We start from the raw sequence: 21,942 nt of genomic DNA on the forward strand, positions 1-21,942 counted from the left end.
CATGAAATATTTTTATAAACTGTCACTTTTAAAATGTACAGATTCCTTTTATGATGATAACAGATTCTTTGCGTAGAGTCAAAACTGGAGGGATATTTGATGGAACATAACGAACAAAAAGGCAGCACCCTGCGCACGGTTCTTTACTGGACGCTTGCGGCGGTCTGTGCGGTGCTGGCCGTCGTCTTTTTCAATCTGCCGTCCCTAAAGGGCGCCAGTGCGTTCGGCTTTGCGGGGATTATCGGCGCGGTGCTGCTGGTGTGCCTGTATTTTGTGCTGAAAAAGACAAATTACAACGTAACAGGAAAATCCAACAACGTTAACCTTGCCTTTACCGGAATGCTTGCGGCGCTGGTACTGGTAAGCTTTTACCTCAGCGTACCGCTTCCGATTGCCGGCAAGGCGATGTTCAGCTTCGGCAATATTTTCTGCATTTTTGCCGGTCTGATTCTCGGCCCGATTTACGGCGGTCTGGCTGCCGGTCTGGGCGGCTTTTTGTTTGACATACTCAAAGGCTGGGCCGACACCTGTGTGCTGACTTTCGTCACCAAATTTGTAATGGCGTTTATCTGCGGCCTGATTGCGTGGGGCGTTCACGGCAAAGCCCTGAACGGCAGCTCGCAGAAAAAGCAGCTGCCGCGCGTCATTGCTGCGGCGGTCATCGGCTCGCTGTGCTACAGTGTTCTGTACCTGACGCACGGCGTCATCGAGGCGACCTTGCTGGGCAACACCGCCAATGCGTTGCGCACCATCATGGAAACCAAGCTGGCTGTCACCCTGGTGAACGGCGTACTCGCAGACGTGGTTGCCATTCCATTGTTCTATGCCATTCATGCGGCGCTCAAACGCAGCCATCTGGCCTTTGTCGGTTAAAAATGAAACAAATGAAAGCCGGTACAGCCTTTCAAACAGCTGTACCGGCTTTTTTTGTGTGCCCGCCCGTCATGGTCTGTAATAAATGCCGGCGGCACGCAGCAGGGAGTCAATCGCCATGATGGGGCTTGGCAAAGGCACCGTATCCACCCGCAGCATACAAAGCACAAAAGTTGCCGCGAAAAAAATGGCGAACACCCATTTGTCCTTTTTGGATCGCAGGCAGCGCAGATGTGGCAGAGTGGCTAAAAAAACAATGAGAAACAGCATCACGGTAAATACGTTCATGCCGCACTTTCCCCTTTCTTCTTTTCTTTTCTCCGCATTGCCAGCAGCCGCAGCAGAGAAATGAAAGGCAGCACCAGCTCAAAAAACGTCCATATAAACGGTACGGTAGTCTGTGCGGAAAGATTGTGCGCGGTCATGGAGGGATACAAAATACGTGCATACAGAACAATCAGCACGCCGAATGTGTAAACCAGCGGTTTGTAGGATTCCAGCCCCAGCACCTCCGCTGTGCCGACCGCAACCACATAATACAGAAAGGAAATCTTAAAAAACTCCAACAGCGTCAGCAGCGTTGCATACACCACGTCAATCCCCTGAAACGCTTCGGTAAAGCCCGCCAGCCGCAGTGTTGCATAGGACGGAATGGTCAGCACGCTGACCATGTCTCCAAAAACCGCTGTGTCCCGCAAAATCACCATAAGCAGAAACACACCGCCCAGCAGAAAGCCTTTCATCAGCCTTTTTTCGGCGTGCTTCGGCTCTTCTGCGGAACAGTAAATCATCTGGTACACAATGGTACCAAATGGAATCACCGACATCAGATGGGTGTCCTGCACCAGCTTGATTGGCGGCGTGTCTAAAACCGGCAGAAAGTTGTGCCAGTCCATACGTCCCCAGATAAAAATCGATGTCAACGCCAGCGCGCAGAAGGTGAGAATTGAAAAAGCAGTGCTGTATCGCAAAACGACCCGCATCCCCTTGGTGACTGCCCACGCACAAACCGCAATGAAAGTCAGCATGGCAATCACACCCGGTGTGTCCGGCAGAATGCTGGAGCGGACAAAGTCGCTCATGTCACGCAAATTCAGTGAAGAAAGCGTTAAAAAGTAAAAAAGGTACAGGATGGAAAACACACGCCCCCAAACTTTGCCGAACAGGCAGTTGTTGATTGCCATGAGGTCCTTTCCGGGAAACTGTTTGGCAACCCACAACTGCATCCAGAAAATCAAGGCCGCCACAGCAGCCCCGGTAATAACGGCAAACCACGTATCTCTGCCCGCAACGCTGAAAGAAAAGCCGGTAATTAGGGAGAACGACTCAATATAGCAAACCACCGTAAAAACCAGCTGCGAGCCACTGACTGTTTCCTTTTTTATCATCTCTGCTCAGCCTTTCAACTTGATAATTGCTCCTCTGTCCTGTACATTGACGTTGATCTCCACCTTTGGCTTCATGCGGGGATAAAGCGCTTCCCAATTCTTTTTGATGCTTTTCCACTCACGCGGCTGCCGCTCGTCCAGCAGCCTGCCGATGCCATAAATATCCGTTTTGTACTGCTGTGTTTTCTGAAAAGCAGAGAGCACGCAATCCCGAATCTCCTGCACCGCCGCTTCCTGAATCTGTGTGGTTGCCAAAAGCGGCAGTTCCTGCTCAAAGCCCGCCATCTCCCGGATGCCAAGCTCCGCACTGATGGAAATGGTCAGAGAAACCGAGCCGTCCTCTTCAATATGCGGCTTTAAGCTGCCGCAGCTCTCTCGAATTTCCAAAGCAGCCGTACCTTTGGCGGTGCGTACATTCACAGTACCACTCTGCACACGATTTACCGCCCACAGAAACCCGCGTGTCTCCCGCTGACCCAGTTCTGCAACCAGCTTGTCTTTTTTAAAAATGGCCAGACCGGAAATGTCCAGCCGGGGCTTTTCTCCGCTGTTGTCCACACGGATGATGCTTGCCACCGGGCAGGTAGTTTCGCTCTGCATTTTGGTTGCAAACTCCAGCAAGTCTGTATGAACCGACTCGGAGTTGGATCCCTGATTTTTCAGCAGCTGGGTAATGTCAATGCCGGGCAGCGGCGACATTTCCAGTTTTGTTTTCAAAATTTCATTGGCTGTGCCTTCCGCTACCAGCATCCAAACATCCAAACGCGGCTGATGGTCACGCATAAAGAAGTCCAGCTGTGCCTTTACGCCCTGCTGTGCCTGTTTTTTCCCCAGAATGATGCACTGGTTGTGCCCCCAAAAAAGCTTGTGGCTGCTTTCGTGGGTAATATCACGCTCCATGGAAAAAATGTTTTTTCCGGTGTTTTCATAGACGGCAAAGCGGGAATCGCTTTTGTCTTTATCCTCTTTAGAAGCGGATTCGCCCGCTTCACCAACCTGAATGGTCATTTTAGTCAAACCGTTGCCGGCACTGTCAAGCCCCACGCCAATGACCGGAATGATTTCCGTCAGTTCATCACCATTCCAGCAGCCGGTAAACAGCATACTGATGAGAAGCGCCCCCGCCACTGCGGCCATACCGCGCCGATGTTTCATGGTTTGTCCCCTTTCTGCCCGGCATTTCCAATATCATCCGGTGGTCTGCCGCTGCGCTGCCGCGTAACATCCCGACGCGCAAATTCCATGGGGCGCCTGTTCATCATCCACAGTGGCGCGCGAATGAAGGTGTCTTTCATGTTCTGGCTGCGCGCTGGCGCCACACCTGAAAAATACGGCACACCAAAGGAATCCATGGAAGCGAGGTTCACCAGAATCACCAGAATGCCCAGCAGGATTCCATAGCCGCCCAATACCGCGGAAAGAATAATAAAAACAAACCGCAGAAGCGTAATCGCCTCCTGATAATCCGGTGTGACAAATTCCGCCATTGCCGTAATGGCTATGGTCACCACCATCGGCGCACCGACCAAACCCGCCGAAACCGCCGCATCCCCCATCACCAGTGCCCCCACAATGCTGACCGCCTGCCCAACAGGCCGCGGCAGCCGGAGTCCGGCCTCCCGCAGGACTTCAAATGCAAACAGCAGCAGAATCGCCTCGACCACCGTGGGAAACGGTGTGCCCTCTCGCGCTGCGGAAATGGTGAACATCAGGGTGGTGGGCAGCAGCTCCTGGTGAAAGGTGGTAATGGCAATAAAAAAGGCAGGCGCAAAAACCGCCAGCAGGAAGGAACAGAACCGCAGCAGACGGACAGTACTGGCATAAACCGTGCGCACATAGTAATCCTCTGCCATCTGAAAACTTTCGGTAAACAGCATTGGCGCAGTCAGCACAAAGGGCGTGCCGTCCACGATAATCGCAGCGCGGCCTTCCAGCAGCTTTGCCGCAACCACATCCGGCTTTTCGCTTTTCCCGATGGTTTGGAACACGCTGAACGGATGGTCCTCGATATACTGCTCAATGTAGCCGGACTCCAAAATGCCGTCCACATTGATTTCCGAAAGCCTGCGCTTAATCTCCGCAATCAGCGAAGGCTCCGCAACACCTTTGATATACGCCACACAAACCAGGGTGCCTGTCTTTTCGCCAATGGTAAAGCTGTCCATTCGCAAGGCAGGGTTCCGTATCTTTCTGCGCAGCAGCGAGGTGTTGGTGCGGAAGTTTTCTGTAAAGCCCTCTCGCGGGCCGCGAGAAACCGCCTCGGTCTGCGGCTCCGTCACGCTGCGCTTGTCCCAGCCCTTGCTGCTGATAATCAGCCCGCGGCTGCAGCCGTCCACCAGCAGGATGGTGTCACCGGACAGGCAGCTTTGCAGCAGCTTTTCAGTTTCAGCGCTTTCGGTCACATCCCCCGCACAGAGGATACGCTTTTTGATTTCCTCAATCAGGTTCCCTTTGGTCTGCGCACCGTACAGCAGCAGTGGCTTCATGATACATTCCGTGATAATATCATTGCTGATGAGTCCGTCAATGAACACCAAAGCCGCATCTACAGGATTGTCCGAACTGATAGCAAACTGCCGGATTTTCACATCGTTGCTGTCGCCAAGCGTTGTGCGTGCCATCTCCATGTTTTTGCGCAGCGACCTGCTGATGTTTTTCGGCAGGTTTGCACCGGGCACCTCTTCCTCCTGCTGCGCACCATTTTGCTGTTTTCGAAAATTCACCCACTTTTTAAGAAGTTGTATCAGCATTCAATTCACGACCTTTTTCTGTAGCAAAGTTGCTCTTATTTTTTCAAAGCATCAGCAGAAAATACCTGTAAAAATATTGCTAAAGACAAAAGCTGTCAAAAAAAGGCCCGCAAGCTTTTGCCTGCGAACCTTTTTTCCCAGCCGCCATGGCGGCAATTTGAATTTAGTTGGAGAACAAATACAGCGTACCACCTGTACGTCCGCCAAAGCTGCTGCCGGAGTTGCCGGAGTTGCTGTAAGCACTGGAATCGACCTTAGTTGCGTGCTGTTCCACATAGGTGATTAAATCACTGCTGCTGGAATTGGGGCCGCCTTGCTCCGAAACGAGGAAGTAAGTGATTTTACCCTCTGCAACCAGTTCTTTGAGCCGGCTGACCGTCAGGGAGTTGTCACTGCCCAGGAAGCCGCCGTAAGCATAGCACGGCAGACCGGTATCAATAATCAACTGCGCAACACTGCTGGAATTGCACGCGGTCAGCAGGAAGCTGCCTTTCTTGTAATGTGCCTTCAGGTAGGTTTCCAGACCAGTGTCTTTGGTTTTTCCGCCACCGGCACCGCCCTGTTGGTTGAAGTTCGGCATCTGCCCGTTTCCGTTGTTCGTGCTGCCGGAAGACGTGCCGCTGCTCGTGCCCCCCTGCTGGTTAAAGTTCGGCATCTGCCCGTTTCCGTTGTTCGTGCTGCCGGAAGACGTGCCGCTGCTCGTGCCACCCTGCTGATTAAAGTTCGGCATCTGCCCGTTTCCGTTGTTCGTGCTGCCGGAAGACGTGCCGCTGCTCGTGCCACCCTGCTGGTTGAAGTTCGGCATCTGCCCGGTCGGCATTTGACCGCCCATGCCGTTCTGCCGCGTAGAGGTCGGCCCGGCAGTGGGAATCGTTGCATTCGGTGCTGACTGCACCGGAGTCCATGCCCAGTAAGTGGAACCGGCCAGCAGAGAAACTGCCAGAAACACCGCGGAAACTTTCAGCAGGACCTGCTTTGCGGAGCGCAGATACGCGGTAAGCAGCGCAAGACCCGCCGCACAGGGCACCAGAATCAGCGGTGCCAGCCAGCTGGATACAGAAGAATACCCCAAAACATAAACAAACGAAATCAGAATATTTGCCAGAAGTGCCGCGCCCAGCAGCCACGGGCGCAGAGCATCCAGCGACAGCCGCGTCCGCTTTGCCACTTCAGGCTGCTGCGGAACTGCTTCGGCAGACTCTGCCGCCGCATCCGCCGCAGGAAGCAGCGGATGTTCCGCTTTTCGGAATGTTTGAAAGAAGCGGTACAGCTGCACCAGACCAATGCCGGACAAAACGGCAATCGGCGGCGCAAGCATGCACAAATAGTACGCATGGAAGAAGCCCGCAAAGCTGAAGAATCCGCCGGCAATCAGCAGCCACATTCCCCAAAATACCAGGCTGCGCTGCGCCGGGTCTTTCTCCCGAATCTGCTTTCTGCGCAAACCGAGCACACAGGCAGCAATTGCAAAGAGCAGCAGCCAGCACGCCTGTCCGTACAGGGAATCGTTCCAAAGACGCAGCGGCGACGCCGTGCCGATGGAATTTCCGCCCATGCCACCGCCGCCCGGCGTTCCGCCAAAGCCGCTCTTGGACATTTCGCCGCCGCCCGGCATATTCTGCCCGCCGCGACCATCCGTGTTCTGCTTGCTGCCCGAAGCAGAAGCAGACTGGGAAGAGGTTCCGGAAGACGTTGCTTTCGCATTTGCCGCAGCCTGCTTCGTGCCCGCGGCAGCTGCATTGGTTCCGGACTGTGTCTGCCCGCTTTGCTGCGTCGGCAAATTGCCGGGCATTTTTCCGGAGCCTTTGCCGCCGCCAAAGTTTCCGCTTTCGCCGGTCAGGCGTTCCACTCCATTGTGACCAAAAACCAGCTCCAGCGCAGAGTTGTTGCTGGTGCTGTCCACATACGGGCGCTGTGACGCAGGGGTCAGGTCTACCGCCGCAATCCAGGCAAAGGAAATACCGAGCATCAGCACTGCCGCCAGCGCACCGGCAGCAAAGCGCTTCCAGACCTTTCCCTTTGCAAAAATCAGGTAAGTCACAACAACCGCCGGCACAATCAAATAGGCCTGCAGCATTTTGACGTTAAACCCAACGCCAATCAAAGCTCCGCACAGCAAAAGCCACCGCCACTTGCCCGTATCAATGGACTTCATCAGGAACCAAACCGCCAGCAGCAGCCAGAAAATCAGCTGCATATCCATGGTGCTGTTACGCGAAACCAGCACAACCGCCGGTGTCAGCGCAAAAAGAAAAGCGGCGGCAAGCCCGGCGGGCTTGCCGAAATATTTCTGTGTCAGCAGGTAAATCAGCAGGCACGAAAGCGTGCCTGCAACCGCCTGCGGCAGCAGCATCGCCCAGCCGCTGTACCCAAAAATTTTGCAGGAGATCGCCTGCATCCAAAGTCCCAGCGGCGGTTTGTCCACGCTAACCATCCCCGCAGGGTCAAAGCTGACAAAGAAAAAATTATGCCAGCTCTGCGTCATGCTTTTGACACAGGCGGCATAGTACTCGTTTCCGGTTCCGTTTTGTCCGATATTCCAAAAGTTCAGAAAAAATGAGAAGGCCAGAATGCCCAGCAGAACCCAAAACGAGCGTTCCGGTCTTCGCGGTTTTTCCCTTTTCTGTAAAAGTTGTTTAACCATCATGATCCCTCCTGCTGCCGTTTCCATTTCGATTTTTGCAAGCACGCATACAAAAGCGGGCAGTCTGCGGTGCGGCTTTCGATTCTTATGGTAAGAGCAGGAAGTGACCGTTTGCTGAACAGGAAGCGAAGATTCTGCTAAAATTCCGCTTCACAAATCCTTTTTAATCTTCTGCAGGGCAGCTTTTTCCAACCGGGAAACCTGCGCCTGACTGATGCCAATTTCTCCGGCGACCTCCATCTGTGTTTTGCCCTGAAAGAAGCGCAGGGACAAAATGTGCTTTTCCCGATCCGAAAGGTCTCGGATTGCCTGCTTGAGAATAATTTCATCCAGCCAGTTGTTGTCATCGTTGTTGTCACCGACTTGATCCATCACATAAATGGTATCCCCGCCGTCCGAAAAAACCGGCTCATAAAGTGAAACCGGATCTACAATCGACTCCAGTGCCATGACCACATCGGCGCGGTCAAGCTCCAGAATCTTTGCCAGTTCGTCCATGCTGGGTTCGCGGTCATGCTCGCCGATAAATGCTTCCTTGGCTTTCATGGCTTTATATGCCGTGTCACGCAGGGAACGAGATACTCTTATGGAGTTATTATCCCGCAAATAGCGCCGGATTTCCCCAATAATCATAGGAACCCCATACGTACTGAACTTGACACCCTGCCCCACGTCGAAGTGGTCGATGGCTTTCATCAGGCCGATACACCCCACCTGAAACAAATCGTCAAGGTTTTCCCCACGGTTGGTAAACCGCTGAATCACACTGAGCACCAGACGCAGGTTGCCGCGAATCAGCTCATCCCGCGCCGTTTTGTCTCCGTTTTTCATTTTATGGAGCAGCTCCATTTTCTCCTTTTCGGTCAGTACTTTTAGCTTGGAGGTGTTTACCCCGCAAATTTCCACCTTATTATTCTGCATTGTACCGCCCCTTCCAGTTCCAGTATTGCCGAGGGCAGGCGGCGGTATACAGTGGCAGACTGTTGCTTCCAGAATGTGGTTGTGCTATACTGAGACAATGAAAACATGGGATTGGAGCCTTTCATATGCTGCAAAAGAAAAAAAGGTATTTGTTTTATCTGCCGTTTGTAGCAGCGCTGTTTCTGTTTCTGCTGCTTTATTCTTATTCTTTTCCGCAGGGGGATGACTTTACCTTTGTTGCCCGCGGACGTACGCTTCCAAACATCTGGCACTATTATCTGTACTATTACAGCGTGGCAGGCTCCCGCATGGCCAATTTCTTTGCACAGCTGCTGCTGCTTTCCGATTTATCCGTCTGGAAAGTGCTGACACCGCTTGTTACACAGGGCATTGCGCTGCTGCTGTTTTACTGGACAACCGGACGCCTGGCGCCGCGCGAAGGTCGGTCCCGGCAGGACTTTGCGCTGGCGTGTGTCTGCGCGTTCTTTCCGGGGCTGATTCCGCTGGGAAACCACCTGTTTGCAGACACCTTTCTGTGGATGGACGGTTCGTGCAACTACCTGTACCCGCTGCTGTTCCTGTTGATTGGCCTGCTGCCGTTTTGGAACGCACTGTGCAGCCACCCGCCGGTGCACCATCTGCGCTGGGCGTGCCCCGTGTTTTTTGTTTTGGCGGGACTGATGCACGAACAGAGCGCCGTCGCCATTTTCGTATTTTGCGTGGGCAGCCTATTTTTTCTGCACAAAAGGGGCAGGCTGCCGCGCAATCTGGCAGTACTGACCGCTGTCAGCGCGGCCATCTTGCTGTTTACCTTCACCTGTCCGGGCGCTTACCGGCGGCTGATGCTGACCGGGCAGGGGCATCACGGCAGCCCCGCAAAGCTGCTGCTGCACAATCTGGCGGTTTATTTCGTTCCGTTCAGTGGGGACTACTGGCTGGTCACCACAGCGCTGGGGCTGTGCGGGCTTTATGTGCTGCACCGCTTTGCAGCCATGCGCTTTCCGCATGCGGCCTGCGCGGTGCTGGGATTTGGCACTGTACTGGCGCCGCTGTCGCGAATTCTGTCACTGCCCACCCTGCAGCAGAATCTTTCCCCCATCAGTGTCAAAACCGTGATGCTGCTGCTTTACTGGATTCTATTTTTCGGCTGGCTCTTCGCGGTTCTGTTCCGGGCAGCACAGGCAAACCCGCGGCTGTGCCACTTGCCGGTACTTTACGCGGCGGCATGGGGCTCGCAGGCAATTCCGACGGTTCTGGGCGGCTCGGGTCGTCCGGCGCTACCGCTGGTGATTCTTTCAATGCTGCTGGTTCTCTGCGTCATGCAGGAAGTCCCGTGGGGCAGTCTGCTTCCGGCGCAGCTGTGCACCGCCGCTGTAGCTGTGCTGGCGCTGCTCAATACCTTGGCTCCGGTGTCGGCAAATTACGCTTCCTACCAAAATATTCTGCGGCAGGTTTCTGCGGCAAAAGCAGGCAAAGCCACCGTCGTCGTTTTTGACCAGAAAAAATTCAATATGCATTACTGCTATTTTCACTCGTTCATTTCGGCTTATGACTACGATATCCGCAGTTACTATCAGCTGAGCAGGAAAATACAGATTACGTACAGAAACTGAGTAAGTGTGCCGTTTACACGCTGTGCAGACAGGCTGCATTTTTTCTGAAACCGGCAAAAGGGAGGTTCTGCTGTGGATAACAATATTCCGGATTATGTGGAGGAGGTTCTTCGGCGTCTGCACGCTGCCGGCTGGCAGGCCTGTCCGGTCGGCGGCTGCGTGCGCGACACGCTGCTGGGAAAGAAACCGCAGGACTGGGACATCGCCGCCGCCAGCGAGCCACAGCAAACTGAGCAGGCGGTTGCGGATCTGCCCTGTCTGGAAACCGGCATCCGCCACGGCACCGTCACTGTGCTGTCCGGCGGCCGCCCGGTAGAGGTCACGACTTTCCGAATTGACGGCAGCTACAGTGACAACCGCCGCCCCGACCGCGTCACCTTTACGCGCAGTTTACCAGAGGATTTGCGCCGCCGCGACTTTACCGTTAACGCCATGGCATGGGACGACGGCAAGCTGATTGACCTGTTTGGCGGCAGGGCAGACCTTGCCGCCAAACAAATCCGCTGTGTCGGTGAGCCGGAGGTACGCTTTGCAGAGGACGGTCTGCGCATCCTGCGCGCGTTACGCTTCGCAAGTGTGCTGGACTTTCAGATAGAATCCGAAACGGCAGCGGCCGTGCACCGGCAGCGTTCGCTGCTTCAAAACATCGCGGCAGAGCGCGTCGGCGCAGAACTGGCGAAGCTGCTGTGCGGTGCGGGAGCCGCGCGGATTCTTGCGGACTTTCGCGATGTGATTTTCACGGTCATTCCGGAGCTTGCCGCAGAGGAAAGCTGCTCGCAGCACAGCCCCTACCACCATTTTGATGTGTGGGGTCACACCGTAAGTGCCGTGGCGGCAGCACCGCCGCAGCTGCTGCCACGCCTGACGATGCTCCTGCACGACATTGGCAAGCCGCTGTGCCGCACAACGGATGAAAGCGGAACAGATCATTTTTACCGGCACGCGGAAGTCGGTGCACCGCTTGCACGCCGCGTGCTGCGGCGGCTGCGGTTTTCCACCGCCCTCTGCCAGACTGTGGAAGCAGGCGTACAGCGGCATATGCTGTTTCTGGAGCCGGACGAACACGTTTTAAGCCGTCGCCTGCGGCAGTTCGGCCCGGAGTTCTGCTTCTTTCTGCTGAATCTGCAGCGTGCGGACACCAAGGCGCAGTCTGCCGCCGTGCAAAGTCGGCTGCCGGTACTGGACCGCTCGGAGCAAATGCTGCACAGCCTGCTGCAGCGACAGGCGTGCTTCTCACGCAAACAGCTCGCAGTCCGCGGCGGCGACCTGACGGCACTGGGGCTGCACGGGCCGGCAGTTGGCAAAGCACTGGAGTCGCTTTTGGACGCTGTCATAGACGGGCGCTGCCCCAATGAAAAAGCTGCGCTGCTGGCATACTGGAAGCAGCAGTGCTCCAAAACTTAAATTCTTTCAGAAAAGTTCGACAGAGAGTGCGGGTCTTTTCCGGACAAAGCCGTTACAATAGCAGGCAGGAGTTGATAGATATGCTGGAAGCAAAAATCCTGCCCGAAGCTGACCTGCAGCCGCCGAAGCCCATCCTTCACCGCAGCCGCCGCTGCTCCGCAGGGGAGCGCGCCGCGCGCATCCGCGTCAAAGCACTCAGTCTGCTGCTGGTCGGTGCCGTTGCCTGCGGCTCTCTGGGGCTGGTCAATGCCAGTGCGCTGCCACAGACCACCGCGACACTGAAAAGCGCGGACAAAGTGCCGGTTGCCATGCAGCTGCGCCTGCCGTTCTGCAGCAAACAGAAGCTGCTGCCAAACGGCAGCGAGGCGGTCAGCACCCTGATGCTGCTGCATTACTGGGGCATTCCCGCAGATTTAGACCGTGTGGTGTCCGCTTTGGAAACCGCACCCCTGCAGAAACAGGGTGCCGGTCTGACCGGCCCCGACCCCGAAAATGCCTTTGCGGGCAATCCACGAAAGAAGGGCAGTGCAGGCTGCTTTGCCCCGCCGCTGGTACGGCTTTTCACCAAGTTTCTGCCACCGCTTTTGCGTGCGAAGGACGCCACCGGCACTTCTCTGGAGCAGCTTTCCAAAGAGAACATTGCAGCCGGCGAGCCGGTGCTCATCTGGGCAACTGCCTCCATGTGCGCACCCGCAGAAACCATTCACTGGACCCTGCCGGATCAAAGTTCCTTTGACTGGCCCGTCAACACGGTGTGCATGGTGCTGGTCGGCTACGACGACTCCGCCTACTGGCTGGAAGACCCCAGCCGCGAAAGCGGCCCCACCCGCTGGGACAAGCAGTTGGTCAAAAAGCGGTACGAAGCGCTTGGCAGCCACTGTCTGGTGGTTTCCAAGGCGCCGTAAAGCGGCATACTTCTTCGCTGCCGCGCATACTCCTAGTGCAGGGGGTGAAGTGTATGCACAGCAGGGTTTACGATATGCACCGCAAGGAGGTCATCAATATCCGCGACGGCACCCGTATTGGCAACGTCGGGGATATTGAAATCGACACGATTACCGCATCGGTTTTGTCCCTGGTGATTTACGGCCGCCTGCGCTTTTTTGGGCTGCTCGGGCGCGAGGATGACCGCATCATCCCCTGGTCCGACATCCGCGTGATTGGGGAGGACATCATTCTGGTGGACACGCAGCACATACCACAGGACAACCGCCGGTGGCTTTCCCGCGCCACAGATGTGCCGCCGACGCCGGAGCACACACCGCCGGCACGGGAAACTGGCCCTAAAAAGTAAACAGACTTCGTGAAAGCGTACCGCCGGCGGCGGGGGCGCTTTCCTTTTTTTGCACTGCTTTAATATCCAAAAGCATTGACATCAAACGCCCATTGCGGTATGCTAAAAGTAAAAACAAAGGTGGGATTTACGCGATGGCTCTGCAAAAACAAGTCCCCTGCCCCTGCAGGTTTACACGCTGCAGGCGGCATGGGGACTGTGCGGCGTGTCGGGTTTACCACCAGGAAAAGGGCAGCCCGACCGCCTGCGAGCGGTTGAAAAGGAAAAAGGCGGAACAGCCGCAGGCGCCCAAAACGCACCATTCGGATTTGGAGGGAACAAACCCATGAGCAAATATGAGCTGGTCGCCGGGCTGGAAACCCACGTGGAACTGGCAACCAAAACCAAAATTTTCTGCGGCTGCACCACCGCGTTCGGCGGCGAGCCAAACACCCACTGCTGCCCGGTGTGCATCGGCCTGCCCGGCAGCCTGCCGAAGCTGAACAAAAAAGTGGTGGAGTACGCTGTTCTGGCGGGGCTTGCGACCCATTGTGAGATTGCGGAAATCAGCAAAATGGACCGAAAAAATTACGTGTACCCCGACCTGCCGAAAGCCTACCAAATTTCACAGTATGACCGTCCGCTGTGCAAGGGCGGGTACATTTTGCTTTCCAACGGACGTAAAATCCGCATCACCCGCATCCACATTGAGGAGGACGCGGGCAAGCTGGTTCATTCCCGTGGAAATACCTATGTGGATTACAACCGGGGCGGTGTTCCACTGATTGAAATTGTCAGTGAACCGGACATTCGCTCTCCGGAAGAAGCTAAGGAATACGTCGAAAAGCTGCAGTTTCTCATGCGGTACATCGGTGTATCCGACTGCAAAATGGAGGAAGGCTCCATGCGCTGCGACGTCAACGTTTCCGTGCGCCCGCAGGGAACCGAGGCGCTGGGCACCCGCACGGAAATTAAAAATATGAACAGTATCAGTTTCATCACCAAGGCGATGGCTTACGAGTTTGACCGCCAGTGCGACCTGCTGGATTCCGGCGATACGGTAACACAGGAAACCCGCCGCTACAACGAAGCGGATGACTGCACCGAAAGTATGCGCGGCAAAGAGGATGCGCAAGACTACCGTTACTTCCCGGAGCCGGATCTGCCCACCATCCGCATTCCGCGCGCATGGGTGGAACAGCTGCGCGGGCAGCTGCCGGAAGACCCGGACGCACGCATCAAACGCTGGACGGTCAAAGCGGGCATCAGTGAAACGGACGCACGACAGCTGCTGCGCTACCGCAGGGTTGCTGATTACTTTGACCGCGCCGCCGCAGGGCTGACAAGCGGCAAGTCTGCCGCCGCCTGTATTCTGGGACAAATTTTCCGCCGCATGGAAACGGAAGCGGACAAAGAGCGTTTCACCGTTTCCGTTTCTCCGGAAAACCTGAACGCCCTGTTAAAGCTTCTGGACGCTGGCAAAATCCGTATGAATCTTGTAAAATCCACACTGGAAAAAATGCTGGATACCGGCAAGCCCTATGACGCCTTCTTAAACGAAAGTGACCTTGCCGGCATGGACGACAGCCAGCTGGAGGCACTGTGCAAAGATGCGCTTGCGCAGAACCCCAAAGCCGTGGAGGACTACCGCGCAGGCAAAGAAAAGGCCGTCAAGGCACTGGTCGGTGCCGTCATGAAAGCTACCCGCGGCCGCGCGGATGCCCAGAAAGCCGAGCAGCTGCTCCTACAGCTGATGGCATAACTCTGCCAACAGAAAATCCCTCTGCACGGTCTGCCGTTTTGAAGCAGACTTTGCAAAGGGATTTTTTACACCGTAAGGCTACTTTGCCGCTTTCACAAACTGCATATCCACCAGCATATCGTAGGAATATGTGCCGGTGTAAATTCCGGTTTTTTGGAGCACATCCATATCATTATCGACTGCTTTTTTTGAAATCAGGCCGTCGACACTCCACAGATGGTCTTCATAGGCGCGGTCCAGCGAAGCCTGCAGCTGCGTTTCTGTCAGTGTTGGAAACTCCGCCTGCAAATCCTTTTTGGCAAGTACCTTGTCGTTCTGTACAGTTTTCAGTGCCTTTAAAATAGCGTTTACAAATTTCTGCACGGTCTGCGGATCCTTTTGAATTGTCGACTTTTTCACCCCGAAAACCGAATAGGAGTAATCGCCGAGGTCGGTAAACTTATAAAACGGTTCTTCCCAAACGCCCTTTTCCATGCCGTCACAAATCTGTGGCTCCGCGCCGTTTCCAATCTGACCGTTGCCGTTTTGCAGCATGGAAACTACGGTGGCGGCATCGCCCGGCTCCAACAGGCGCGCGTCCTTTTCCGGGTCAAGACCAAGCTGCAGCAGCAGGTAGCGCGTCAGCAGGTTCGGGGAACCGCCGTGGCGGCCCGCAACAATGGTTTTTCCCTTTAAAAAGCTTTTCAGGTCGGCAGGACTGCTGCTTTTCGGCGCCAGCCCTTTTTTCGCAACCAAATATACATTTGCACGGTTCACACAGTTGACCACTGCGGTGACCGGGTCTGCATTCCCTTTGTTGCCCAGCGCATTGGAATCCACACCGCCGATGACCCCCCATGCGCTGCCGCTGATAACCGCAGTCACGTGCGTGCCGCCGGTAGCTTGGATGACTTTCACATCCAGCCCCTGCTCCTGAAAGTACCCCTCGCGCTGCGCCACGTACAGCGGCAGATAGCCAATCAGGTGCACCGGCTCCGCAATCACCAGCTGCCTGCGCGTATCGCTGCCGGACGCGGTCTTGGCAGGTGCACAGGCGGCGGTTCCGGCTGTCAGCAGCGCTGCGGCGGTTCCGACCGCCAGAATCCGCCGCCAAAGCTTGCTTATTCGTTTCATCAAGTTTCCCCCTGTCAGGAATGAATGTTGGCTAAATGCCGTGAAAGCCACTTTTCCAGCAGCACAACGCCGCAGTACATGAGCATGGAAAGGATGGACAGCACAAAAACCCCCACCCATACCAGATTGATGTCCAAAATAGTTCCGGCATAAATGACCATGCGCCCCACGCCGTGTTCCGAGGCAATAAATTCCCCAACGATGGCACCCGCAAGTGCAAGCGCAATATTGACGCGCAGGCTGCTGATAATCCACGGCAGCGACCACGGCACCACGACTTTCAAAAAGACCTGGCTGCGTTTGGCACCCAGTGAGTACATCAACGTTTCCATGGCATGGTCCACACTCTTTACCCCACTGTAAGCATACAGCGCGGTGGTAATCACCGTCATCAGAAACGCAAGAATAACTTTGGAGGCAAAACCGATGCCAAACAAAATGACCAGTACCGGTCCAAGTGCCAGCTTCGGCAGCGCATTGAAAACAATCAGATACGGTTCGCTGATGCCCGCGTAGGCTTTTGACCACCAAAAGGACAGCCCCAGCAGGGAACCGACAGCCGTACCGGTCAGAAACCCAAGGATGGTGGAGCCAGAGGTGTACAGAATGTCGTTCCACAGCGTGCCGGTGGTCAGCTGCTCCCAGGTGGTCTTCAAAATTGCACTGGGACAGCTCCAGTAGTAGGCATCCAGCCAGCCGGCACGCACGGCAAGCTCCCAGCCTGCAAACAGTACAATGCCCACCAGAATTCGCCCAAGGTGCACGCGGACTTTGCGCCGCTTTTCCAGTGCTTCCTCCTCAACCTGCACCAAAGGCACCTCACGCTGACGTGCACGCGATATCTGTGCCGGCGCACGTGCAGCCGCCGGACTTTCTCTCTCTCCTGCAGTTGTCATGTCGTCGCCCCTTTCATGCCGTCTGCGGTTCTGAAACAGGCTCCGGAACCGCATTCCCGGTATAGAGCAGGTTCAGCAGAAAATGCTTCAGTTCCATAAACTGCGGAGAAGTCATATCTTCCGGCGTGCGCGGCCGCTCGATTGGCACGGTAATTTTTGTACGAATCCGACCGGGACGCGGCGTAAAAACATAAATGTCGTCCGAAAGGTAAATTGCTTCGTCAATGTCATGTGTGACAAATAGAATGGTTTTCCCAAAGTCGCGCCAAATTTCCAAAAGCCAATTCTGCATGGAAAGGCGCGTTTGCGCGTCCAGCGCGCCGAACGGCTCATCCAGCAGAATGATATCCCGGTCATACAGCAGGGTACGCAGCAACGCCGCCCGCTGGCGCATACCACCGGAAAGCTCCTCCGGATAATGATTTTCAAATCCCTGCAGACCGTATTTTTGCAGGAGGGGCAGCGCACGCGCCAGTGCTTTTGCTTTAGGTACGCCGCGCACCTCCAGCCCCAAAATGACATTGTTGGCAATGGTGCGCCACGGCAGCAGCAGATCTTTCTGCAGCATATACCCAACGTAACCGGTTCTGCCCAGAATATTTTCACCGTCTGCCGTCACCTCGCCGGAAGTCGGCAGCAAAAGACCGGCAATCACGTTGAACAGCGTGGATTTGCCGCAGCCGGAAGGCCCGATGATGCTGGCAAAGCGTCCCTCCTCCACGGAAAGGTTCACGTGGCTGAGGGACACGACATCTCCGCCCTTTTTGTGAAACGTCTTACAGATGTCTGTGACTTCCACTTTGCCCTTTAAACTCATTTGCTTCAACCCTTTCCTGTTAAAAAATGAAGAACTCCAAAAAAAGCCGCCGGTCGGCCTTTGCGGCGCAAACCGGCGACTGGGCCGGCTCTTCTCAAAGAAGCTCCGGCAGCTCGCTCAGGTAGCTTTGAAAATCGCGCTCCAGGTATATGACGGTACCAGAGGTTTCGGTCATCGCGTCATAATCCTTGAAAATCGCGGTAATTTGCAGATGAAATCGTTTTTCCAGCTCCTCTTTGATTTTTTCCTTGAAAATCTGCGCCAGCAGATAGTCCAGGTAACTGGTGATATTCGGCACACGGGAATCCAGCGTTTTCAACACCGGCGCCCGGCCATTGCAGGAAAGGACAATAATCCGCTTCCCCTCCAGCTCCACGTTCTGCTGGCGCACCCCACCGTGAAAAATTTCTTTGTTGACCGCATTGTAAGTTTTCAGCAGTTCCTGCTTAAACTCACCAACAGCAAGCGACACCTGCATTCCTCCTTTCCTCTCTGCCTCTGCGCAGATAAAGAAAAGACGCAGGAAGCGCAACCCTCCAAAAGCGTCTCTGCTTTCTGACACGTAGCCGGCTTTGAAAAACATTTCCAATACCATAATATACAGCAAGAGGGAAACTGCCAATCTTTTTTGCGTCTGTTTCTGATTTTTCGCCGCAGTGTTCTGAAACGAAAATTCTGCCGAAATCTCCAAGAGAAAGGCTTGACGAAACAGAATTTGTACGATATAATAAGGAAGTTCGATTTGCTACTGTGGCTCAGTTGGTAGAGCAGCTGATTCGTAATCAGCAGGTCGGCAGTTCGAGTCTGCCCAGTAGCTCCAACCAGTATTAGAATAGGGGTAATCCGTATTATGCGGATTGCCCCTATTTTAATTATCTATAAAAAACGAAGAGAACAGGACTTGACTTTTACAACAGAACGTTTGAAACTGATTGTACTGTCCGCCGCACAGCTAAAGCTTTTGACGGAAAAGTGACCGCATTGTTGTCATTTCGGCTGATTTCACATTTTATCCATTCACCGAAATACATACCACCTTTAAGGGAATCCAAAGGAACTGCTATTCATGAAACCTTTCTTACTCCTTGCATATGCAAAAATCGTATGGCTTCATATGCATAGGTGTTTAACGGCCGCATATAGGCATTATAGGAATGCGAACAAATCAAAATCGTACCGCCAACGATACGGGTGACAACAAGCGTGTGATAAAACTCCTGCTCATTTCTGCCAAGTTGAATGATATCTCCAATTTCAAGACGTTCTTGAGCGGTTTCAGCTGCGTAAGGGCCTGCTCCTGTATTGGAAAGTAAAAAATTCGCCAAATATTGCACACCACTCCATGAGGCGGTTCGGTCTTGGCTGCTGTTATAGTACCATCCCATCACCGGCGTGTAATTCATCACACCACTTCCCGCAAAGATACACTGAGAGGCAAAATTGGTACAGTCACCCCCTATGTTATCAAAGTTCAGATAATTCGGATTTCTTTTCATCGCCCACGCTTCGGCATATGCAACCACGCGGGTTCGATTGTAGGAAGTCTCTGTCAGCATAGCGCTTCTCCTTTCCGGCAATTCTGTATAATTGCCGCTAACCGATACCATTTTAAAAAAGATGTTCTCGTTTGCCTTAACGATTCGCGCAAGATCTTGAAAACTTCTTTTGCAAACTGCTTGCGTGTGTGTATGGTATCATATTCCCTTCAAATTAGCTCCGTGATGCAAGACTGGGTAATGACAAAAATTGCAGCTGCAAACAGACAGCTTAGCCGCAGGAACCTAATATTTTTCGAGGCGTTCAATTGAATTTTACAATCAGCAGACCATTCCGTTACATAATCGGTTCGCAGTCGATTGGTCGACAGTTGAAGTCTGCCCAGCAGCTCCAAGAGAAGCCCGCGAGTGTCTCATTTTTCAGTGACTGCCTGCGGGCTTTATTTGTTTCGTATTGCAGGACTGCGCGGAATGCTCTATAATGGAAACAGGATTCGATAGATTTTACAATATTTTGGAAGGGGAAGGGAGCGGGCACGCTCTCTGCATATGCACATGAAACTGATTTCTTGGAATGTAAACGGGCTGCGCGCCTGCATCAAAAAAGGATTTCTGGATTTCTTTAACGCCGCAGACGCTGATGTGTTCTGCGTACAGGAAACCAAAATGCAGCCAGAGCAAGCCCAGCTGGACCTGCCCGGCTACAAGCAGTACTGGAACTCCGCAGTGAAAAAGGGATACTCCGGTACAGCGGTTTTTTCGCGCAGAGAGCCGCTCTCGGTCACTTACGACATTGAAGATCCCGCCCACACCGGCGAAGGACGCAGTATCACGCTGGAATTTCCGGAGTTTTATCTCGTAACATTTTACACGCCGAATGCTCAGGCGGAACTGGCGCGGATTGACTACCGGATGCAGTGGGAAGATGCCGCCCGAAAGTACCTGCGCTCCTTAGACGCAAAGAAACCGGTCATCCTGTGCGGCGACTTAAATGTTGCGCATGAGGAAATTGACCTGAAAAATCCGGGTCCAAACCGCGGCAGCGCCGGCTTCTCCGACCAGGAACGTGGCAAATTCACCGAATTACTGCAGGCTGGCTTTACGGATACGTTCCGGGCGCTGCACCCGCAGCTGACCGGCGCGTACAGCTGGTGGAGCTACCGCTTTCACGCACGGGACAACAACGCCGGCTGGCGGATTGACTACTTTGTAACCTCCAACCGTCTGTTTTCACACGTCAAACGAAGCGAGATTCTGGCAGATGTGTACGGCAGTGACCACTGCCCGGTACTGCTGGAACTTGAGGAACCTCTCCGGAAAGCAGGTGCCGCAACATGAAACTGACTTTTTACGGCGCAGATAAGGAAGTAACCGGCAGCTGCCACTGCCTGACGGTAAACGGTCTGCACATCCTCATTGACTGCGGTCTACAGCAGGGTGCAGATGAAACCGACAACCGCCGCCTGCCCTTTTGCCCCAATCTGATTGACTATGTTCTGGTGACACACGCACACATCGACCACACCGGCCGCCTTCCGTTGCTGGCAAAGCAGGGCTTTCAGGGAAAAATCCTTGCAACGGAAAAAACTGCGTATTTGATGGACATTATGCTGCGCGACAGCGCACACATTCAGGAAATGGACGCGGAGCAGGCACTGCGCAAAGGGCGGCGCGCAGGCAAAAAACCGAAAGGCCCGCTTTACACCATTGAAGATGCCGAAGCTGCCATTAAGCAGATTACCTCCTGCGGATACAACGAAAAAATTTCTCTCTGCGAGGGCGTGCAGGTTCGCTTTCAGGACGCGGGACATCTGCTGGGCAGCGCCTCGGTGGAAATCTGGGCCACAGAAAACGGCGTCACCAAAAAACTCGTTTTTTCCGGCGACATCGGCAACAAAAACCAGCCCATCATCCGCGACCCGCAGTACGTTCATGAGGCAGACTATGTGGTCATGGAATCCACCTACGGCGACCGCGAGCACGAAAAAACAGAGGATTACGCAGGCACCTTTGCAAAAATCATTGACCGCACGCTGAGCGACGGCGGCAACGTGATCATTCCCTCCTTCGCCGTGGGGCGCACGCAGGAATTGCTGTACTTTTTCCGCGAAATTAAGGAACGTTGCCTGACCCCAAACCACCCGAACTTTCCCGTTTATGTGGACTCCCCTCTTGCGGCGGAGGCAACGGCAATCTACAGTGGCAACTTGCAGGGATATGCCGACCGCGAAACCGTCTCTCTGATTGACCACGGGTTTGAGCCACTGCAGTTTTCCAACCTGCACATTACGGAAAGCGTAGAGGAATCGAAAGCCCTCAATGAAGATGGCGTGCCGAAAGTTATCATCTCCTCCAGCGGTATGTGCGAAGCCGGGCGGATTCGGCACCACTTAAAGCACAACCTTTGGCGGCCGGAATGCGCCATCGTATTTGTAGGGTATCAGGCGGGCGGCACCCTAGGCCGGATTCTGCTGGATGGTGTAAACAGCGTCAAGCTGTTTGGCGAGCAGATTGCCGTCAAAGCGCATATTTACAATTTCCGCGCCATGTCCGGACACGCAGATCATACCGGTCTTTTGGAGTGGATTTCTGCCTTTCCGAAAAGCCTGCAGAAAGTGTTTGTGGTACACGGCGAGCGCACGTGCTGCGAAACCTTTACAGCGGAGCTGTGCGCCAACGGATTTGACGCTTACGCACCGGATTTTTCAGCGGTCTATGACCTGCTGGAAGACCGGGTGGAGGCTGCCGGCATCCCGCCGGAAAAGCTGCACCCCGCACGCGTACAGGGGTATCCCGCCGGAAAAGTTTCCTCGGCGTTTCTGCGGCTGCTGCAGGCGCAGAAACGTTTGGAACAGGTGGTTCAGCACAACGAGGGCGGTGCAAACAAAGACCTCGGCAAATTTGCAGATCAGATTTTGGCGCTGTGTAAAAAATGGGACCGATAAAAGACATTCAAAAAAGCAGCGGCGTTTCCGTGCAGAAAATGCACGCG

General features: G+C 54.3%; 20 protein-coding genes and 1 tRNA gene. 10 read left to right on the top strand and 11 right to left on the bottom strand.

What is annotated here, in order from left to right; all coding sequences use genetic code 11:
- Nucleotides 1-99: 99 nt before the first annotated feature.
- Nucleotides 100-873: an ECF transporter S component gene (locus PXC00_RS10120; RefSeq protein ID WP_275845367.1), complete on the top strand. Its 774-nt coding sequence runs from the start codon at nucleotides 100-102 to the stop codon at nucleotides 871-873.
- A gap of 69 nt (nucleotides 874-942) precedes the next feature.
- Here PXC00_RS10120 and PXC00_RS10125 read toward each other — a convergent pair whose 3' ends face one another.
- From PXC00_RS10125 to sigG, 6 genes are all read right to left on the bottom strand, one after another.
- A complete protein-coding gene (locus PXC00_RS10125; protein WP_275845369.1) occupies nucleotides 943-1,161 on the bottom strand; it encodes a hypothetical protein in 219 nt (72 codons plus the stop codon).
- Nucleotides 1,158-2,261, bottom strand: coding sequence for a GerAB/ArcD/ProY family transporter (locus PXC00_RS10130; protein WP_275845371.1), 1,104 nt, complete (start codon nucleotides 2,259-2,261; stop codon nucleotides 1,158-1,160). Before PXC00_RS10130 ends, PXC00_RS10125 begins: the two co-directional genes overlap by 4 nt.
- 6 nt (nucleotides 2,262-2,267) lie before the next feature.
- Nucleotides 2,268-3,416 (bottom strand): Ger(x)C family spore germination protein, encoded by a 1,149-nt coding sequence (locus PXC00_RS10135; protein WP_275845373.1) that lies wholly within the window; start codon nucleotides 3,414-3,416, stop codon nucleotides 2,268-2,270.
- Entirely contained in the window at nucleotides 3,413-5,011 is a 1,599-nt protein-coding gene (locus PXC00_RS10140; protein ID WP_275845374.1) for a spore germination protein, read from the bottom strand. The genes PXC00_RS10135 and PXC00_RS10140 overlap by 4 nt, the downstream gene beginning before the upstream one ends.
- Nucleotides 5,012-5,174: 163 nt before the next feature.
- Nucleotides 5,175-7,658 (bottom strand): ArnT family glycosyltransferase, encoded by a 2,484-nt coding sequence (locus PXC00_RS10145; RefSeq protein WP_316934945.1) that lies wholly within the window; start codon nucleotides 7,656-7,658, stop codon nucleotides 5,175-5,177.
- A 147-nt stretch (nucleotides 7,659-7,805) separates the two neighbouring features.
- Nucleotides 7,806-8,576, bottom strand: coding sequence for an RNA polymerase sporulation sigma factor SigG (sigG, locus tag PXC00_RS10150; RefSeq protein ID WP_275845378.1), 771 nt, complete (start codon nucleotides 8,574-8,576; stop codon nucleotides 7,806-7,808).
- A 125-nt stretch (nucleotides 8,577-8,701) separates the two neighbouring features.
- Here sigG and PXC00_RS10155 point away from each other — a divergent pair, with 125 nt between their 5' ends.
- The 6 genes from PXC00_RS10155 to gatB all read left to right on the top strand — a co-directional run bounded on the left by PXC00_RS10155 (nucleotide 8,702) and on the right by gatB (nucleotide 14,628).
- On the top strand, nucleotides 8,702-10,189 hold the full coding sequence (locus tag PXC00_RS10155; RefSeq protein ID WP_275845380.1) for a DUF6056 family protein: 1,488 nt from the start codon (nucleotides 8,702-8,704) through the stop codon (nucleotides 10,187-10,189).
- A gap of 72 nt (nucleotides 10,190-10,261) precedes the next feature.
- Complete coding sequence (locus tag PXC00_RS10160) at nucleotides 10,262-11,593, top strand: CCA tRNA nucleotidyltransferase (protein WP_275845382.1); 1,332 nt, start codon at nucleotides 10,262-10,264, stop codon at nucleotides 11,591-11,593.
- A gap of 80 nt (nucleotides 11,594-11,673) precedes the next feature.
- Complete coding sequence (locus PXC00_RS10165) at nucleotides 11,674-12,498, top strand: C39 family peptidase (RefSeq protein WP_275845383.1); 825 nt, start codon at nucleotides 11,674-11,676, stop codon at nucleotides 12,496-12,498.
- A 53-nt stretch (nucleotides 12,499-12,551) separates the two neighbouring features.
- Nucleotides 12,552-12,887, top strand: a complete 336-nt coding sequence (locus PXC00_RS10170) for a YlmC/YmxH family sporulation protein (protein ID WP_275845385.1) — start codon at nucleotides 12,552-12,554, stop codon at nucleotides 12,885-12,887.
- A 134-nt stretch (nucleotides 12,888-13,021) separates the two neighbouring features.
- A complete protein-coding gene (locus PXC00_RS10175; RefSeq protein WP_275845387.1) occupies nucleotides 13,022-13,216 on the top strand; it encodes a hypothetical protein in 195 nt (64 codons plus the stop codon).
- Nucleotides 13,213-14,628, top strand: a complete 1,416-nt coding sequence (gene gatB, locus PXC00_RS10180) for an Asp-tRNA(Asn)/Glu-tRNA(Gln) amidotransferase subunit GatB (RefSeq protein WP_275845389.1) — start codon at nucleotides 13,213-13,215, stop codon at nucleotides 14,626-14,628. The genes PXC00_RS10175 and gatB overlap by 4 nt, the downstream gene beginning before the upstream one ends.
- 78 nt (nucleotides 14,629-14,706) lie before the next feature.
- On the opposite strand, the gene PXC00_RS10185 is transcribed toward gatB, so the two are convergent.
- The 4 genes from PXC00_RS10185 to PXC00_RS10200 all read right to left on the bottom strand — a co-directional run bounded on the left by PXC00_RS10185 (nucleotide 14,707) and on the right by PXC00_RS10200 (nucleotide 17,926).
- Nucleotides 14,707-15,741, bottom strand: a complete 1,035-nt coding sequence (locus PXC00_RS10185) for an ABC transporter substrate-binding protein (RefSeq protein WP_275845391.1) — start codon at nucleotides 15,739-15,741, stop codon at nucleotides 14,707-14,709.
- 14 nt (nucleotides 15,742-15,755) lie between these two features.
- Nucleotides 15,756-16,637 carry an ABC transporter permease gene (locus PXC00_RS10190; protein ID WP_275845392.1) on the bottom strand — a complete coding sequence of 294 codons (882 nt, stop codon included), beginning with the start codon at nucleotides 16,635-16,637 and terminating at the stop codon, nucleotides 15,756-15,758.
- A gap of 13 nt (nucleotides 16,638-16,650) precedes the next feature.
- Nucleotides 16,651-17,454 (bottom strand): ABC transporter ATP-binding protein, encoded by an 804-nt coding sequence (locus PXC00_RS10195; protein ID WP_275845508.1) that lies wholly within the window; start codon nucleotides 17,452-17,454, stop codon nucleotides 16,651-16,653.
- Nucleotides 17,455-17,548: 94 nt separating this feature from the next.
- On the bottom strand, nucleotides 17,549-17,926 hold the full coding sequence (locus PXC00_RS10200; protein ID WP_275845394.1) for a Na-translocating system protein MpsC family protein: 378 nt from the start codon (nucleotides 17,924-17,926) through the stop codon (nucleotides 17,549-17,551).
- A 272-nt stretch (nucleotides 17,927-18,198) separates the two neighbouring features.
- On the opposite strand from PXC00_RS10200, the gene PXC00_RS10205 reads away from it, so the two are divergent.
- Nucleotides 18,199-18,274: transfer RNA gene (locus tag PXC00_RS10205), tRNA-Thr, on the top strand.
- 244 nt (nucleotides 18,275-18,518) lie between these two features.
- Here the strand turns inward: PXC00_RS10205 and PXC00_RS10210 are convergent.
- Complete coding sequence (locus PXC00_RS10210; protein ID WP_275845395.1) at nucleotides 18,519-19,010, bottom strand: amidase domain-containing protein; 492 nt, start codon at nucleotides 19,008-19,010, stop codon at nucleotides 18,519-18,521.
- A 495-nt stretch (nucleotides 19,011-19,505) separates the two neighbouring features.
- Here PXC00_RS10210 and PXC00_RS10215 point away from each other — a divergent pair, with 495 nt between their 5' ends.
- Nucleotides 19,506-20,288: an exodeoxyribonuclease III gene (locus PXC00_RS10215; RefSeq protein ID WP_275845397.1), complete on the top strand. Its 783-nt coding sequence runs from the start codon at nucleotides 19,506-19,508 to the stop codon at nucleotides 20,286-20,288.
- The gene (locus PXC00_RS10220) at nucleotides 20,285-21,895 is read left to right on the top strand and encodes an MBL fold metallo-hydrolase RNA specificity domain-containing protein (protein ID WP_275845399.1); all 1,611 of its coding nucleotides are present in this window, start codon (nucleotides 20,285-20,287) and stop codon (nucleotides 21,893-21,895) included. Before PXC00_RS10215 ends, PXC00_RS10220 begins: the two co-directional genes overlap by 4 nt.
- Nucleotides 21,896-21,942 lie beyond the last annotated feature (47 nt).

This window comes from Caproicibacterium argilliputei (genome assembly GCF_029211325.2).
In the GTDB taxonomy this organism is placed as follows: domain Bacteria; phylum Bacillota; class Clostridia; order Oscillospirales; family Acutalibacteraceae; genus Caproicibacterium; species Caproicibacterium argilliputei.